The 16377-nt window shown below is 41.3% G+C and carries 17 protein-coding genes and 1 pseudogene; 9 read left to right on the forward strand and 9 right to left on the reverse strand.

Annotated features, from left to right (window positions below):
* Positions 1–283 precede the first annotated feature (283 nt).
* From ychF to rpiB, 6 genes are read right to left on the reverse strand one after another with little or no spacing between them, the layout of a single operon-like run.
* Complete coding sequence (gene ychF, locus F3G91_RS05170) at positions 284–1387, reverse strand: redox-regulated ATPase YchF (RefSeq protein WP_149700898.1); 1104 nt, start codon at positions 1385–1387, stop codon at positions 284–286.
* Entirely contained in the window at positions 1387–2838 is a 1452-nt protein-coding gene (locus tag F3G91_RS05175; RefSeq protein WP_149700899.1) for a leucyl aminopeptidase, read from the reverse strand. The genes ychF and F3G91_RS05175 overlap by 1 nt, the downstream gene beginning before the upstream one ends.
* Positions 2819–3424 (reverse strand): DedA family protein, encoded by a 606-nt coding sequence (locus F3G91_RS05180; protein WP_021083652.1) that lies wholly within the window; start codon positions 3422–3424, stop codon positions 2819–2821. Before F3G91_RS05180 ends, F3G91_RS05175 begins: the two co-directional genes overlap by 20 nt.
* A 1-nt stretch (position 3425) precedes the next feature.
* Complete coding sequence (gene apt / locus F3G91_RS05185) at positions 3426–3974, reverse strand: adenine phosphoribosyltransferase (protein WP_149700900.1); 549 nt, start codon at positions 3972–3974, stop codon at positions 3426–3428.
* Between the two features lie 20 nt (positions 3975–3994).
* Positions 3995–4327 carry a hypothetical protein gene (locus tag F3G91_RS05190; RefSeq protein ID WP_002939538.1) on the reverse strand — a complete coding sequence of 111 codons (333 nt, stop codon included), beginning with the start codon at positions 4325–4327 and terminating at the stop codon, positions 3995–3997.
* Positions 4324–4767 (reverse strand): ribose 5-phosphate isomerase B, encoded by a 444-nt coding sequence (gene rpiB, locus F3G91_RS05195; protein ID WP_148786021.1) that lies wholly within the window; start codon positions 4765–4767, stop codon positions 4324–4326. The genes F3G91_RS05190 and rpiB overlap by 4 nt, the downstream gene beginning before the upstream one ends.
* Positions 4768–4876: 109 nt before the next feature.
* Between rpiB and F3G91_RS05200 the strand changes: the two genes are divergently transcribed.
* A complete protein-coding gene (locus F3G91_RS05200; protein ID WP_149700901.1) occupies positions 4877–6262 on the forward strand; it encodes a DUF4139 domain-containing protein in 1386 nt (461 codons plus the stop codon).
* An 18-nt stretch (positions 6263–6280) separates the two neighbouring features.
* Here the strand turns inward: F3G91_RS05200 and F3G91_RS05205 are convergent, their stop codons facing one another.
* From F3G91_RS05205 to folD, 3 genes are read right to left on the reverse strand one after another with little or no spacing between them, the layout of a single operon-like run.
* Entirely contained in the window at positions 6281–6937 is a 657-nt protein-coding gene (locus tag F3G91_RS05205; protein ID WP_149700902.1) for a site-2 protease family protein, read from the reverse strand.
* Positions 6924–7829, reverse strand: coding sequence for a signal peptidase I (gene lepB / locus F3G91_RS05210; protein ID WP_149700903.1), 906 nt, complete (start codon positions 7827–7829; stop codon positions 6924–6926). The genes F3G91_RS05205 and lepB overlap by 14 nt, the downstream gene beginning before the upstream one ends.
* A gap of 11 nt (positions 7830–7840) precedes the next feature.
* Positions 7841–8692, reverse strand: coding sequence for a bifunctional methylenetetrahydrofolate dehydrogenase/methenyltetrahydrofolate cyclohydrolase FolD (gene folD, locus F3G91_RS05215; protein WP_149700904.1), 852 nt, complete (start codon positions 8690–8692; stop codon positions 7841–7843).
* An 83-nt stretch (positions 8693–8775) separates the two neighbouring features.
* On the opposite strand from folD, the pseudogene F3G91_RS10215 reads away from it, so the two are divergent.
* The 8 genes and pseudogenes from F3G91_RS10215 to F3G91_RS05255 all read left to right on the forward strand — a co-directional run.
* A pseudogene (locus F3G91_RS10215) lies at positions 8776–9111 on the forward strand (c-type cytochrome); the annotation flags it as partial.
* Between the two features lie 266 nt (positions 9112–9377).
* Positions 9378–10661 carry a glutamate-1-semialdehyde 2,1-aminomutase gene (gene hemL / locus F3G91_RS05225; RefSeq protein ID WP_149700906.1) on the forward strand — a complete coding sequence of 428 codons (1284 nt, stop codon included), beginning with the start codon at positions 9378–9380 and terminating at the stop codon, positions 10659–10661.
* Positions 10661–10942, forward strand: a complete 282-nt coding sequence (locus tag F3G91_RS05230; protein ID WP_002939762.1) for an AtpZ/AtpI family protein — start codon at positions 10661–10663, stop codon at positions 10940–10942. The genes hemL and F3G91_RS05230 overlap by 1 nt, the downstream gene beginning before the upstream one ends.
* On the forward strand, positions 10926–11444 hold the full coding sequence (locus F3G91_RS05235; RefSeq protein WP_223227817.1) for a hypothetical protein: 519 nt from the start codon (positions 10926–10928) through the stop codon (positions 11442–11444). The genes F3G91_RS05230 and F3G91_RS05235 overlap by 17 nt, the downstream gene beginning before the upstream one ends.
* Entirely contained in the window at positions 11434–12678 is a 1245-nt protein-coding gene (locus F3G91_RS05240) for an MFS transporter (RefSeq protein WP_149700908.1), read from the forward strand. The genes F3G91_RS05235 and F3G91_RS05240 overlap by 11 nt, the downstream gene beginning before the upstream one ends.
* A 3-nt stretch (positions 12679–12681) precedes the next feature.
* Entirely contained in the window at positions 12682–14328 is a 1647-nt protein-coding gene (gene fliK / locus F3G91_RS05245) for a flagellar hook-length control protein FliK (protein ID WP_149700909.1), read from the forward strand.
* Complete coding sequence (locus F3G91_RS05250; protein WP_223227339.1) at positions 14325–14591, forward strand: FlhB-like flagellar biosynthesis protein; 267 nt, start codon at positions 14325–14327, stop codon at positions 14589–14591. The genes fliK and F3G91_RS05250 overlap by 4 nt, the downstream gene beginning before the upstream one ends.
* A gap of 66 nt (positions 14592–14657) precedes the next feature.
* Positions 14658–16358 (forward strand): methyl-accepting chemotaxis protein, encoded by a 1701-nt coding sequence (locus F3G91_RS05255; RefSeq protein WP_149700910.1) that lies wholly within the window; start codon positions 14658–14660, stop codon positions 16356–16358.
* The last annotated feature ends 19 nt before the right edge of the window (positions 16359–16377 follow it).

A 16377-nucleotide genomic window follows, 5' to 3' on the forward strand; every position in this document is an offset into this window, starting at 1 on the left:
TTCAAAATATTATAGGTATGAAGGCTTGTAAAAGAAGATGAGCGCATTATTTTATCTACCAAAATTTCTCTAGGACTAAGATTTGATTGGCTCATCTGTAAGCTGGTATTTGTTTTTACTAAGTCGATAGCTTTTACATTATTTAAATATATTAATAAGATATAAGATTATGACTTATCGTATTTTTTAAAACTTGTTATAAAAAATTTATTTTTGCCTTGCAACCCAAGGCTTAAATATCTAATGCGCAAATTTTAGCTATTTAGCCCAAAAAGGGCTAAATTTAGACATTAAACCTAAAGTGCATAACATCGCCATCTTGCACGATGTAGTCTTTGCCCTCAAGTCTCATCTTGCCAGCCTCTTTAGCTCCGTTTTCGCCGCTATGTGCGATATAGTCCTCGTAGCTTATCACTTCAGCTCTGATAAAGCCCCTCTCAAAGTCGTTGTGGATGACGCTTGCTGCTTTTGGCGCTTTCCAGCCATTTGTGATCGTCCAAGCTCTTACTTCCACGACGCCAGCGGTGAAATAGCTTATCAAATTTAGCTTTGCAAAAGACGTTTTGATGATCTTTTCAAGGCCGCTCTCACTCGTTCCAAGAGATGCTAAAAACTCGTGAGCCTCCTCATCGCTTAGACCTATTAGCTCCTCTTCGACCTTGGCGCAAAGCTTTATCACCTCGTGGTCTGAAGCTTTAGCATACTCTTTTAGCGCTTTTACAAATTTATTATCTTCGCTAAGTCCCTCTTCATCGACGTTTGCGCCATAAACTACCTCTTTTGCGCTTAGAAGTCTCAGCTCTTTGTTTAGTACCAAAAACGCCTCACTATCTCTTTGCTCAAAGCTACTTGCACTTTTGCCATCGTTTAGGTGAGCTAGAAGCAAATTTGCTATCTCAAGCGCCTCTTTTGCGCCTTTTGCATTTGCTTTTGCCTCTCTTGTGAGCTTTTCTATCTTTTTATTAAGCTGCTCGATGTCAGCTAGTATCAGCTCGGTTTGGATGATCTCGATGTCTCTTACTGGATCGACGCTACCCTCGACGTGAGTGATGTTCTCATCCTCAAAGCAGCGAACTATGTGTAAAATAAGCTCGGTCTCTCTGATGTTTGATAAAAATTTATTGCCAAGACCCTCGCCAGAGCTTGCCCCTTTTACAAGGCCTGCGATATCTACAAATTCGATGGTTGAATATTGAATTTTATTAGGACTTACTATCTTTGCAAGCTCATTTAGGCGCTTATCAGGCACTGGCACGATGGCTTTGTTTGGCTCGATCGTGCAAAACGGATAGTTCGCACTCTCGGCATTTTGCGCCTTTGTAAGTGCGTTAAATGTCGTTGATTTGCCCACATTTGGTAGGCCTACTATTCCAACTGAAAGTCCCATCAATTCTCCTTGCTAAGTGCTTGTAAAAAGTATAAATTCATCCTAACTCCTGCTCCGCTCGCACCTGCTTGGTTGTATCCCCAAGCCTTTTCGCGGTATGCCGGGCCTGCGATATCAAGGTGTAGCCACTTATCTTTATACTCATCTTTGATAAATTTAGCTAGAAACATGCCAGCTGTGATCGCGCCGCCATATCTGCTTGAGGCGCAATTGCTAACGTCTGCGATCTGGCTTTTGATAAGCTCGCTAAGATAAGGGTTAAAATCAAGCGTAGTCGCTAGCTCGCCGCTATCTTTTATCTTGTTTTTAAACTCGCTTTTTAGGCTCTCGCTGTTGCCCATGATGCCTGTTGTGTATTCGCCAAGTCCCACGACGCAAGCGCCAGTTAGGGTTGCCATGTCGATTAGGATGTCTGGCTTAAAGTCTTGCGCGTAGCTTAGGCAATCAGCCAGCACCAAACGTCCCTCTGCATCGGTGTTTCTTACTTCTATACTAACGCCACTTCTTGAAATAAGCACGTCATCAGGCTTGTAGGCATTTCCGCCGATCATATTTTCAGTTGCGCCCAAAATGGCGTGAATTTCAAATGGTAAATTTAACTCCGCTGCACCTTTTATGATGCCAAGAGCTGCTGCTGCGCCGCTTTTGTCTGATTTCATAGTGAGCATATAATCAGCCGGCTTTAAGCTAAGTCCGCCGCTATCGTATGTTAGCCCTTTGCCGACAAAGATGATGCGTTTTTTAGATTTTTTAGGCTTGTAGGTTAGGTGGATGAGCCTTGGTTTATGCACGCTTGCGCGATTTACCGCCAAAAATGCGTTCATATTCTCTTTGGCTAAAAATTTCTCGTCATAGACCTCGCACTTTATGCTTGCGATGTTTTTGGCTAAATTTAAAGCGTCCTGCGCCATCTTTTGCGGTGTATAAATTTCTGGAATTTCATTTACGATATCTTTTGTGAAATTTGTAGCCTCAGCGATGATCACTGCTTCTTTAAAGCCCTCTTCTGCCGCCTTTAAATCGATCTTTTGGGCGCTAAATTCTTCTGTGCTAAAGAGTACCTTTTCAAGTGTGTATTTTTCTTTTTTCTCTTTATACTTGTTAAATTCATAGCTTCCAAGTAAAAAGCCCTCAGCTAACGCCTCAAAGCTTAGTTTTTGGCACTGCGCTACGTAAGAAGCTAGCTTTATGCTCTTAATATTTAACGACTTTAGTGCGTTGTAAGCTTTAGCTGCCGCAACTCTAAGCTCATCAAGATCAAGCTTAGAAAGTGGCACGTAAGCTCTTTTTGCCTCGCTTAGGATGAGGACGCTATCGCCTTTGTAATTGTTAAATTTAATAGCCTCTTTATCGCCTATAAATTTATGTTTTAACTCCTTATCTACTACGAAAATTAGTTCAATATCAGCTTTTATATCTTTTAATTTTTTATCAACTATTTGAAACTGCATGTCTTCTATCTCTCCTTTCGTTTAAAATTTTATTTTCGATGCGCTTAAATGTATATATCAAAAGCCCCATAAATATGGCAACCACTGGGATAGCGACATACCAGTGCTCTTTTGCTTTTTGAAGTAGCACAAGTATATGCTCACCAAGTATCCAAGCAGGTATGGTGGTGATCGCCGCCCAGCACCAAGCGCTGATCAAATTTATAAAGGCATATTTTTTGGCGTCATAGCCGGTAAGTCCTATGCAAAGCGGTATGATGACACGAAAGCCATACATATAGCGTTGCAAAAAGATGATCGGCCAGCCGTATTTTTTCAGCATTATGTGCGCCACTGCAAATTTTCTCCGCTGCGTGTGAAGCCTTTTTGCGATGTATTTTTTATTGTAACGGCCAAGGTAGAAGTAAATTTGATCTCCCACAAAGCCTCCAAGTCCAGCCACAAAGATAGCAAGCGCGATGTGCATGTGCGTGGTGTGAGCGAGAATTCCAGCCATTATTAAGGCCATCTCGCCCTCCATGATACACCAGACAAAAAGTATGATGTAGCCGTACTCTTTAAGCAGTTCTATAAAAAACTCTTCCATCCTAAACCTCTAAAACGCTGTAAATTTTAGTAAGCGACTTTAGCTTTTCGCTACCTTTTAGATCTACTAGATCTATGAGAAAGCACGCTTCTACGCAGGTTGCGTTAGTTTGATCGATAAGCTCAACTGAAGCTTTTGCAGTGCCTCCAGTCGCGATGAGATCGTCCATCAAAAGCACTCTAGCGCCTGCTTTTTCTCCAAAAGCATCGATGTGAATTTGCACTTCATCGACGCCGTATTCTAGGCTATATTTTTGAGAAAGCGTGATAAAAGGCAGTTTTTTTGGCTTGCGAATAGGCACAAAAGGCAGCCTTAGTCTTGCTGCAAGCGCTGCGCCAAAGATGAAGCCACGTGACTCGATGCCAGCGATGTAGTCAATCTTTGCGTCCTCATATCTAGCCACCAAATGATCTATCAAAAAGTTAAATGCCTCTTTGTTGTTTAGTAGCGTCGTGATGTCGCGAAAGACTATGCCAGGCTTTGGAAAATCGTTTATGCAGCGAATAGAGTTTAGTAAAAATTCTTTGCCCTTTTGATCTAAAATTTTCATAAATTTCCTTAAATTTGATGTTAAAGTAGCGCTTCGATCTTGCCTTCAAGCTCACGAATTCGTTGTCTTAGCTTGTCGTTTTCTAAGCGGTACTGTGAATTTCTTGTGCGAAGTGAGGTTACGTCGTTTTTAGTTTTGTTTAGCTCATCTGTCAAGATGTCGATGTTGCCTAGACTTCGTTGGAGTTGGATCTGAAATTTTCTTATGACGACCTCGGTATCTTGGAGGTTATTTTTCATAAAATCTTTTGTCGCACGCTCTTTTTTTAGAAGCGTTTTGAAGTAAAAAACCATGACGGTTAGGTAGATCGCAGCACAAACAAGAGCGGTAAAAACGATCCACTCGCCTATCATTTGCATGCCTCAAGCTCGATTTTTTTGACTCTTCTTTCGTGCCTGCCGCCTGCAAACTCAGTCTTTAAAAACGCTTCAACCGCCGAGATAGCTACGCCTGCACCGATAACTCTTGCGCCAAAAGCGATCACGTTTGCGTCGTTGTGCTCTCTGGCAAGTCTAGCGGTAAATTCGTCGTGGCAAAGGGCACATCTTACGTTTTCATGCCTGTTTGCAGCTATTGATATGCCTATGCCAGTGCCACAAACTAGCACGCCGTAGCAGTTAGGCTCAAGCTTGCTCGCTAGCAAATGCGCATAATCAGGGTAATCAACGCTATTTTTATCGTTTGTACCAAGATCAACCACTTCGTATCCAAGCCCTTTAATAGCCTCTTTAAGCTCGTTTTTTAGCTCAAAACCAGCGTGATCGCTAGCTAGGAAAACTTTGTCTATCTTCATGAAAAGTCCGTTAAATTTTTTGTTGATTATAGTCAAAGTTGCATTAAAATAAAATTTTACTCTCAGCCAAAATGAAGCTATAATTTACCAAAAATTTAAAGGAGAAAATGTGAAAAAAGCGCTCTTTTTAGTGGCTTCTACGCTAGCCTTTGCAAATGAAAATCTAATAGAGATCTACACAGATCAAACCATCATCACTCAAAAATTTAGTGACGCAAATAGCTCTTTTAGCGCCTTTGTGCCAGAGGGTGTGCAGAGTGAGAACATCACTATAAATGGGGATTGTGACGCAAATGCTTATCTAAAAAAGATCAGCGAAGAAAATAGCCCAAGTTACATAAAATGGAAGCAAGAAGTTGCAAATTTAAACAATAAGCTTGAGGCGCTAAATGCGAGAGGTAGGTTTATAGAGCAAGCTTTAGTAGAAGAAAACAAAAGTAACGATGTGACAAAAAGAGCTGATGAGTTTTATAAATTTAGCCTAGAAAATATCGAGAAAATTTCAGCTGCTAAAAGTGAGCTTGAAGTGCTTAAAGAAAATGAGCCAAAGAGCGAAATGGCTGGATTTTTGCAGCTTGATATGAAATTTGCTTGCAGTCCAAAAGAGGCGACGCTATCATACATGGATGATGAGGCCCCAAAGACGCTAAATGAAATTTATGCAGACACAAAAAACAAAAATATCTTGATAAAACAAGAAATTTTACTAACCAACCCATTTGCCAGTGAAGTTAAAAATTTAAAGCTCGCCATCTATCCAACCAGATATCAAAAGGCGCTTGCTCCAAGTAAATTTTACCCTTGGTACGAGGAGAGCGAGGCGGAGGCTGATGGTTACGGCGCTTCGAAAAATATGCTAAGAGCCGCGAAAGTCGCCGCTGAGGTCGCTGATATGCGTGTGCAAAGAGATGAGAATGAGTTTGCCAAAATTTGGAAGATAGATGGGCTAAATTTAGCAAAAGGCGAGAGCAAATATATAACTTATGATACGCAAAAAATGGACGCAAATTTTAGCGTTTTTGCTGATTTTTACGGCTCGCTAAAGGCTTATAACGTAGCTAGCTTTAAGCTAAATGATGATCTAACGCCAGCTAAAACGCAGTTTTACGTTAATGGTGTGAGCGTTGGCAGTCCAAGCGAGTTTGAGATGAAAGCAAAAGATGAGCCAGCGCAGTTATTTTTGGGACAAAACGAGCTAATCGAGCTTAAAAAAGAGCGCTTAAATAAATTTAAAAAGAGCTCGCTTCTTGGCAAAGACCGCATAAGCGAAGAGGGCTATGAGATAAGTGTCAAAAATAACTCAAGCAAGAGCGTTGAGGTCACTTTGGTCGATCGTATGCCAGTATCTGCCGACGAGGCGGTAAAGATCGAGATAAAGGGATTTGATAAAAAAGATATCAGCAAAGATGGCAAGGTGGAGCTTAAATTTAGCCTTGCACCAAAAGAGGAATTTAAAAAAGAGTACTCTTATAAGATCACAAAGCCAAAAATTTAGAGCAATTTTGCTCTAAATTTAGCCATTTATAAAGGCGCTTGCGATATCTAAAATGTATCTTGTCGGATAAAAGATAGTATCTTTTAAAGGCGAAATGAGGATGATGATAAGGATGACAAATCCATATCTTGAGATACCCTCAAGCTTTTCTGCTAGTGCGTGAAAGCCAAAATTTCTAAGCGCATACTCGAGCGCGTGAAAGCCATCAAGTGGTGGGATCGGATAGAGGTTAAAGATGGCTAACATCAAATTTAAAAGCGCAAGCGTAAATAAAAACTGAAGTAAAATTTCAAAGGTTTCTATATTTAGCAAAGCCTTTAGCACAAAAAGCGATAAGATGCCTAGGATGATGTTGTAACAAATACCAGCTAGACTTACGTAGATAGCTGCCTTGTATCCGCCATTTCGCACGACTGTGTAGGTATTTACAGGCACTGGTTTTGCCCAGCCAAACATCATGCCAGTGCTTAGATAAAGCACCAGTGGCACGATGATAGTGCCGATAGGATCGATGTGTTTTATGGGATTTATGCTAAGTCTGCCAAGGCTTTTTGCGGTGTTGTCGCCAAATTTATAAGCGACATATCCGTGAGCGATCTCGTGGCCTACGATGGCGATTATTAAAGATATGACGATAGTGGCGACCTTTATGGGGTCAAAATTAGTGAAGTCCATCAACTTCTCCCTCTTTTAGAGCTTGTTTTGTGAAAAACTCATCGTTTTCTATCGTATCTACAAAGCGTCCGATACGCTCCCAGCGCACATTGTAGTTATTGTCCCAGCTAAAATAAATAAACCAAGGCTGACCGACTATGTCCTTGTAAGCCACGCTTCCCCAAAAACGGCTGTCGTTTGAGTGATCGCGGTTGTCGCCTATCATAAAGTACTCATCCTTTGGCACTTTTACGTAAAATGCATTAAAGTTAAAATTTGGATTTTGCGGTAGTGAGCTAATGAGTGCTGGCTTCATAAAAACGTTTGATTTGTTTGTATTTAGCATGAAAACCATCTGCTCAAATAAATTTACATTTTCATCGTAGTGGATGCCGCTAAATCTATATGGCTCTTTTATGAAAAGTTTGCCATCAAGCTCGGCTATGTCGCTGCATGAGTAGCCAAATTTACTCTCTTTGCCATTTAAATTTTCACGGCAGTTTGCCTTTATGAAGCTATCTCCCTCTTTTGGGCGCAGATAGAGGGCTTTTTCAGTAAAAACGATCTCGTCCTCGCTAGTTGCAAAGCAGCGCTTTACAAAGTGAGTTTTCTCCTCTTTTGGATAGCGAAATACGACTATATCGCCCCTTGCCGGGCCCTCGCCTGTTATCATGTGGCCGTTATTGTTTAGCTCTGGAAGCACTCTTGTCTCGATCCACGGGATCCTAGGCGTTGGTATGCCATAAACATACTTTTTAGCAAATAAAAAATCCCCAACCAAAAGCGTGTTTTTCATCGAACCAGACGGGATCACAAAGGCTTGAGCCACAAAGAAAATGACAAGCAAAACGATGATAACCGTGCCTGTCCAGCTCGAGCAAAAGTCATAAAATTTAGTAAAAGCTCTCTTCATTATCTCACTCTTTAATTTTTAGCTATCTTTGCTTGTGCAGCAAGGATTGTGTTGTTTAAAAGCATGGCTATGGTCATCGGACCAACGCCGCCAGGAACGGGCGTGATGTATGAGCATTTTGGTGCGACCTCTTCAAAATCCACATCGCCCACAAGCCTGCCATCATCAAGTCTGTTTATGCCCACATCAACGACTACCGCGCCATCTTTTACCATATCAGCCTTTAAGAAAAATGGCTTGCCAATGGCTGCAACTATGAGGTCAGCATTTTTGCAAATTTCTTTTAAATTTTTAGTCTTGCTGTGTGTCACCGTAACCGTTGCAGAGGCATTTAGGAGTAAATTTGCCATAGGCTTGCCAACGATGTTGCTTCTGCCGATCACCACCGCATTTAGTCCAGCTACATCTATGCCATACTCTTTTAAAATTTCCATAACGCCAAGTGGTGTGCAAGGGACAAAGCCATCAAGTCCGCTAACAAGTTTGCCAACATTTACAGCGTGAAAGCCGTCTACGTCTTTTTGTGGATCGATCGCTGCGAGCACGACGTTTGTATCGATATGCTTTGGCAGTGGCAGTTGAACCAAGATGCCATGGATGCTATCGTCTAAATTTAGCACGTTTATAAGGGCAAGTAGCTCGTTTTGGGTTGTATTTTCGCTTAGACGGTGAGCCACGCTTTTTATGCCGTATTCGTTGCAGGCTTTCTCTTTGGCTCTAACGTATGTTTGAGATGCCTTATCTTCACCGACCAAGACGACGGCCAAGGTTGGCTCGATACCAAATTTCTTTAGCTCATCAGCTCTTACTTTTACGCTTTCTTTGACCTTTAAAGATACGGCTTTTCCGTCTAAAATTTTCATATTCGATCCTTACTTAAAAGCTTTTTTAATCACAAGGGTGGTATCATACCTAAAAATAAATTAAATTTTTAAAAGAGAGGTTTATGAGGTCTGTTTTTTTGATTTTGCTTTTTTGCGTGGCGATTTTTGGTGCTGATTTTATCACAAAGACCGAGTACGCCAAGATGCTCTACCTAAATCCGCGTGGCATAGGCTGTGATAAATGTCACGGCGCAAAGGGCGAAGGCAGCCTAATCTCTAAATACAAGCATTTTGACAAAAAAGCTAACAAAACGGTCGATGATGAGCTTAGAGCGCCAAAGATAAATGATATAGATTTTGAAAGCTTTAAAGCAGCTCTTACAAAGCCAAAAGGCGTCATGCCAAGCTACTTTTTGACAGACGAGGAGACGACCATCCTTTATGAATACATCACAAATCAGATGAAACCTCCTGCAAAAGCGGCAAAATCGCAAAATTTAGCTAAGCCAGCCGCTCCTGCTGCTACGCAAAAACAGCCAGAGCAACCTGCTAAAGCTGCCACAAGCGCAAAAGCAGCAGAGCCAGCCAAGAGCGCTCCTGCAAAACCAGCTGAGCCTGCAAAGCCAGCTAGCACGCAGGCACCAAAGTCACCAACAAAACCAGCAGCAAATCAAAAAGATAATCAAAAGACAAATTTAAAAACACAAAATCAAAAGGATAAAAAATGACAAATAAAGAGGCATTTAGTGAAGCTAAAAAATATATCCCAGGCGGCGTAAATTCACCTGTTCGTGCATTTGGCAGCGTTGGAGGTGAGCCTGTGATGATAGATCACGCAAAGGGCGCTTATCTATACGACGTCGAGGGTAAAAAGTACCTTGACTTCATCCAAAGCTGGGGTCCGCTCATCTTTGGTCACTGCGACAAAGATATCGAAGAAGCGATCATCTCTGCTGTAAAACAAGGCGTATCTTACGGCGCTCCCTCACCAAAAGAGACCGCTCTAGCAAAGCTAATATGTGATGAGTTTAAACAAATAGATAAAATTCGCTTCGTTAGCTCTGGCACAGAGGCCACCATGAGCGCTATCAGAGTGGCTAGAGGATATGCCAAAAAAGACGGACTTATCAAATTTGAAGGCTGCTACCACGGACACAGCGACGCACTTCTTATCAAAGCAGGAAGTGGCGCTACGACATATGGCAACGCTTCAAGCGGCGGCGTGCCACAAGATGTTGTGAAAAATACATTTTTAGCTATCTACAACGATATAGAGAGCGTAAAAGCTATTTTTGAAAATAATAAAGACAAAATAGGTGTCGTCATAATCGAGCCAATCGCTGGAAATATGGGACTTGTGCCAGCTGATAAGAAATTTTTACGTGAGCTTAGAGTGCTTTGCGATAAATTTGGCGCAGTGCTTATCCTTGATGAGGTTATGAGTGGTTTTAGAGCTTCTCGCCTTGGCTCATATCCATTTCACGAAGTAGATGCCGATCTTGTCACATTTGGCAAGGTTATAGGCGGTGGCATGAACGTCGCTGCATTTGGTGGCAAGGCGGAGATCATGGACTGCCTAAGCCCAGATGGCGCTGTCTATCAAGCAGGTACGTTAAGTGGCAACCCAGTGGCGATGAGCGCTGGCATAGCGGCTATTTCAAAGATAAATAGCGACGCAAATTTATACGCTAGACTTGAAAAACTAGCCCTAAGACTAATGGACGGCTTCAAAGAGGCTGCAAAAAGCGCTGGCATCACTATCCAAACCGAGGTTCGTGGCTCTATGTTTGGCTACTTTTTTACTAATCATGCAGTAAAAAACTACGACGATGCGCTAAAGAGCGACACAAAACTCTTTGCTAAATTTCACCAAGCGATGCTTAGACGCGGAATTTATCTTGCACCAAGTCAGTTTGAGACGGGATTTATCTGCAACGCGATGAGTGAAGCGGATATCGATCTAGCGGTAAATGCAGCTAAAGAGGCATTTTTGGAGATAAAAGCTTAATGGCAAAATTTAAGATAAAAGATATCGTAGCAGGGGCTGAGCAGCTAAGCCTTGGCATATCGATGGTCGTGGCTGTGGTGATCGGCACTGGGCTAGGATATCTTGTAAAAAAGGCTACAAATTTCACGCCAGCGCTTTGGATAGGGCTTGCCTTTGGCATCGCAGCTGCCATTTTAAATGTCTATAAAGCCTACAAAGCGCAGGTTAAAAGCCTAGATGAACTAAAGGATGAGACAAGATATAAAGGCTATAAAAAAGACGATGATGACGAGGACGATTAGCAGGCTTTTTCTTTGCTATTTTGCGCTTTGGCTAGCCCTTAGCGTGGTTGGCAAATTTATATCAAATCAATTTTTTATAAGCTCGCAAATTTCATTTTTTGCCTCGCTTATCATTCTAACGGCTAGCTTTTTTGCCTATAAAAATCGCATAAACTCAAGGCTAGAAAATGCTAGAGATGAAATTTTAGCCAAGATAGAAGAAGAGGACGAAGAGGATGAAGAAATTTTGCCCCAAAAAGAGGCAAAAGAATTTAGCCTAAAAGATGAAAAAGCAAGGCTAAAAAAGCAGAAATTTTCTTTTAAAGATAGGAGTTTTGCAGCGGCATTTATGCCATATCGCTTGGTTGCGTATGCGATACTTTTTTTTGGATTTATATTTTTAAAAAATGAAAATTTACTAAACGTACCTGGCTTTTTAGTGGGGCTTGCTCCGATGCCTATTGGAGCTTTTATCTTTGGGATAATGCAAAATAATTTAAAAAAGGACGAAGATGGCAAGTAGCTTTAGGATCATTCGCTCGATGGGACCGCTATTTTTGGGCATGAGCCTGCTTTTTATAGGCAATGGCCTAGTCATCGCATCTTGTAGTGCGCTACTTAAGCAAAATGGCGTAGGCGAGCTTGCGATTGGACTAATTAACACTGGATTTTTTATAGGAGCGTTAATTAGCACGATCACAGCGCACAGAGTCATCTCAACCACTGGCCACATCAGAGCTTTTGCTATCTTTTCAGCTATATTTGCAGTCTCAGCCATGCTTCACGCCATAAGTGAAAATTTGATCTTTTGGGCGATTTTGCGAGCCTTTTTGGGATATTGCTACTACGCACTTTTGATGGTTATAGAAAGCTGGCTAAATGCTAAGATCCCAAACAAGATAAGATCGCGCGTCATCGCCTTTTACGAGTGCGTTTTCTACACGAGCTTTGGACTTGGAATTTTGATCTTAGCACTTGATCTTAGCGCATTTGAAATTTTCATCATCAGCGCAGCCTTTATCATGCTCTCAAGCATACCTTTAAATTTAATCCGCATCAACCAGCCCCAAATCCCGCAGCGCCAACCCATAAACATCCCAAAAATTTTTGGTATCGTCCCACTAGCCCTTGTGGGAGCGCTTGTTGCAGGACTTGCGATAAATGGCTTTTTTTCTATGGCAAGCCTCTTTGTCTTGCTTCAAGGATATAGCGCAAAAGAGGCGTCATTTTTTATGACTATAGCGATGGCTGGGGGCTTTTTGGCTCAAACATTTATCGGAGGCTTTTCAGATAAATATGGCAGACGCCCAGCGCTCTTGCTTTGTAGCGTTGTATCTTTAATCAGTGCGGCTTTATTTTTGCTAAATGGCTCAAATTTGATAGTTCAGTACGTCCTCTCATTTTTCTTTGGTGGCGGCATTTTTTGTACATACGGACTTTCGCTCGCTAGGGCAAATGACGAGATCACAGACAAGACAAAGAGCGTCCAAGTGGCACGCGCGCTGCTTTTTAGCTACTCTTTTGCCTCGCTTTTCTCGCCGCTTCTTATGAGCTATGCGATGAAAATTTTTGGCGCATTTGGCTTTATCTATGTCTATTTGGTGCTTTATGTTGGGCTCATTTTATTTGCACTAACGCAAAAGACCATACCACAGCACATGAGAAAAGACTACAACGACAGGCTTGTTGCAAGGACGGCTGGCATCGCGACTATTCAGCAAAATGGCAATTTTGCCGATAGAGAAAATAAAAAGTAGAAAATGGACGTAGCAAATTCTCTAAACATATCAAACACCTCGGTTCAAACTGGGCAAAACGCCACCCAAAACGCGCCTGTCCGTAAAAACGAGGGTTTGCTTTTTAAAAATCAGCCAGTTGGGACGCCAAGTGAGCAGAGTGTCTCAAACGCGCTTGATAACGTTGGCAAGCTAGTTGCAAGGGTGCTTGATGATCTAAAAAGTGCTTCAAGCCTTAGTAAGGCTGAGCAAATTTTATCTCAGGCAAAAGATACAAAGATCGCTCCAAATTTAGCTAGCGAGCTCTCTGACCTTGCCAAAAGCTTAGAGGCAGAAGCGGCGCAAAATGAAAGCCCTGAGATAAAGAGCCTTGCTCTAAAACTAAAAGAATTTCTAAAGCCAATAGCTGATCTTAAAGCTGGCTCGCTAAATGATCAGATCAAAAACTCAGGCGTCATGCTTGAAGCAAATTTAAAAGATGCACTTACTCCAGAGAAGCTGCCAAGCTCGATACAAAAGCTACTAAGCGATATAAAAAATCTCTCAAATCAAAATTTACTTAGTCAAATTTTAACCCTAAATGATGAGAGCTTGGATAATCAAAACTCATTTATGAAGCTTACTTCGATGCTTGAAAAAGCGAGCGGTGACGCTAAAAACATCCTTGATAACTCAAGTATAAAAACGCTTTTAAAAGATGTGGATAAGCTTGATAATGTGGCTAAATTTCTAGATAAAAACTTCTCAAAAGAGCAAAGCGCAGACGCGGTAAAAAATCAGACCAGCAAGATGGAGAATTTCATCTCAAATTTAAGCGAGAAGGTAGCAAATTTAGCTAGCGAAAAGCTAAATCAAAGTGCGGCTTTTAGCTCAAACCACAAAGAGCTAAAAGCTATCCTTGAGAGCCTAAAAAACGATCTAAAAATGCTAAATAATATAGGCGATGAGGCTGGACTTGTAAAGGCGTTTAACGAGCTTAGCGACGTCTCAAAAGAGGGTAGCTTGCAAGATAAGCTCCAAAGTGCGGCAAGACGCCTCGCTCATAGCCTTAGCCTAGCAGATCCAGAAGCAAGCACGGCAAAAAGCGATCTAGCCGAAAGTAAGGCGCTTTTAAAGCAACTAAAACTAGCCACAAATGATATAAATAACATCACGACAAAGAGCCAGAGTGAAATTTCAAAGGTGCTAAATCAAGATGTAAAAAGCACGCTTTTAAACATAAGCGAAAAGAGCCAAAACCCCCAAACCGTAAATGCCGCAAACAAGATGATCTCGCAGATCGAGATGCACCAGATGGTCTCAAGCTTGCAAGGGGGCATACAAACTTATATGCCATATATCTGGGACGGCGTGGAGGGCGGAAATGTCGCATTTAAGCAGGGCAAAAAGGATAAATTTTATGCCCAGATCGATCTAAATTTCAAGAAATTTGGCCAGATAAATGTGATGGTTGGGCTTGTGGATAAACGCTATATCGATCTATCGGTAGCAACGCAGACAAATGAGTTTAAAGAGCTTATCTTAGGAAATTCAAGCGAGCTAAAGCAGGCTATCTCAAAGCTTGGACTGATCGTTTCAAATTTTAACATCAAAACCTTGCCAAAGGTGAAGCTAAACGATAGATTTAAAAATTTTGGCGGCCTTGATGTGGGCTTTGATAAGAAAATTTGATGCAAGTAAATAAGAAAAAAGCCGTCGCTCTTGGCTACAACAGATCGCAAGATAACGCTCCAAAGGTGCTTGCAAGCGGTGCTGGCGAGATAGCAAATAAGATAATAAGCCTAGCAAAAGAGCATGACATACCTATCAAAGAGGACCCTGATCTTATTGAAATTTTAAGCAAGGTCGAGGTCGATCAAGAGATACCGCCAAATTTATATAAGGCGGTGGCCGAGATATTTAGCTTTTTATATAAGATCACAAATAAAAAGTAAATATTGCACTTTAATAGTGCTATAATCTCAAAATTAGGGAAATTTAAACATTAAAAAGGAGGTATTATGAAGATTTCATCAAAAGTGACGATGATGATCGTCTCGTCCCTACTGGTGCTTGGAGCCATTTTAGTCTTTCTAAACATTTACGAGCAAAACAAAGCGATAGAATTTTCTACCAAACAGCTGACTGAAACGGTCTTAGCCGATAAAAGGGCAGCTTTAAGTGAAGAGATGGATATCGTTTCAAACATTTTGCTAAAAATTCAAGAGGTCTATGACGACGCAAACGAGACCATAGAAGATCAAAAAGAAGATATCATCGACTATCTCTCAAGGGCTAGATTTGGTGATGGTAAGCTTGGTTACTTTAGTCTCTCAACAATAGATGGTGTGGTTATTGCAAACCCTGGTATACCTGAATTTAATGGACAAAATAGGCTTGATGCAACTGATGCAAATGGCTATAAATATGTAAAAGAGCTTATCGAAAAGGCTAAGCAAAATAGTAATGGAGACTTTGTAAATTTTGTTGCGAAGTCAAAGGATGGCAATACTATAAGAAAGATAGCACGTGGACAAAAGCTAAATTTATTTCATGAGGATGTGCTTTTGATGTCTGTTGTTGATCTTGAGGGCATGTATAAAGAGATAGATAAAATTTCAGCTACCATGCAAAATGATGCCAATGCAAACACTACAAATTTCATCGTCATAGCCGTCATAGTTTTAATCATCTCACTAATAGTTGCCATGCTCTACTCTAAATTTTCTATCACAAAACCGCTAAATGAGCTAATCTTGCGAGCTACAAACCTCTCAAGCGGCGATGGCGATCTAACAAGAAAACTAGAAGTTGTAGGCAAAGATGAGATAGCAAAGGCAAGCGAAGCCATAAATAAATTTATAGAAAAAGTAAGGGTTTTGATCTCAGAAGCTAAAAATATCTCAAACGAAAACAGTTCTATCGCAAACGAGCTTAGCTCAACCTCAGTCCAAACTGGTCGCGGGGTAGAAAACTCAAGCAAGATAGTTGAGGACGCTGGGAAGGATTGCACTGAGATACAATCATATATGAAAGAGTCAATCGAAGTTGCAAAAGGCGGCAAAGATGATCTTCAAAAGGCGCTAAGCTACGTTGATGAGACGCTAAATACCATCTCAAATTTATCTTCAGAGATCGCTCAGACATCAGATATAGAAAATCAAATGGCTGGCAAGATCGAGCAGCTTAGCCGTGATGCCGAGCAGGTTAAATCAGTCCTTGTGGTTATCAACGACATAGCAGATCAGACAAATTTACTAGCCCTTAATGCAGCCATTGAAGCAGCACGTGCAGGCGAGCATGGACGTGGATTTGCAGTCGTTGCAGATGAGGTTAGAAAGCTAGCTGAGCGCACTCAAAAGAGCCTCACTGAGATAAACGCAACTATCAACGTCATCGTTCAAGCGATAAATGAAAGTAGCGAGCAAATGAGTATAAACTCTAAGCAAATAAGCGAGCTAATAGGCGTGGCAAACAACGCGCAAAAGACCATACGAGATATGAGTGATATCATGAGATCAGCCATAGGACTATCTGATAAAACTATCGAGGACTATATAAAGACCGGCAAGGATATTGACGATATAGTAAAAAACATGGAGGGCATAAGTCAAATTTCATCTCAAAGTGCAAGAAGCGTAGAAGAGATAGCTTCAGCTGCTGAGCATCTAAACAAGATGACAGATACGCTAAATGCAAAACTTGGCGAATTTAGAACTTGATTTGTGTGGTAAATTTTAA

The sequence above is a fragment of the Campylobacter concisus genome (assembly GCF_902460715.1).
In the GTDB taxonomy this organism is placed as follows: Bacteria; Campylobacterota; Campylobacteria; order Campylobacterales; family Campylobacteraceae; genus Campylobacter_A; species Campylobacter_A concisus_AK.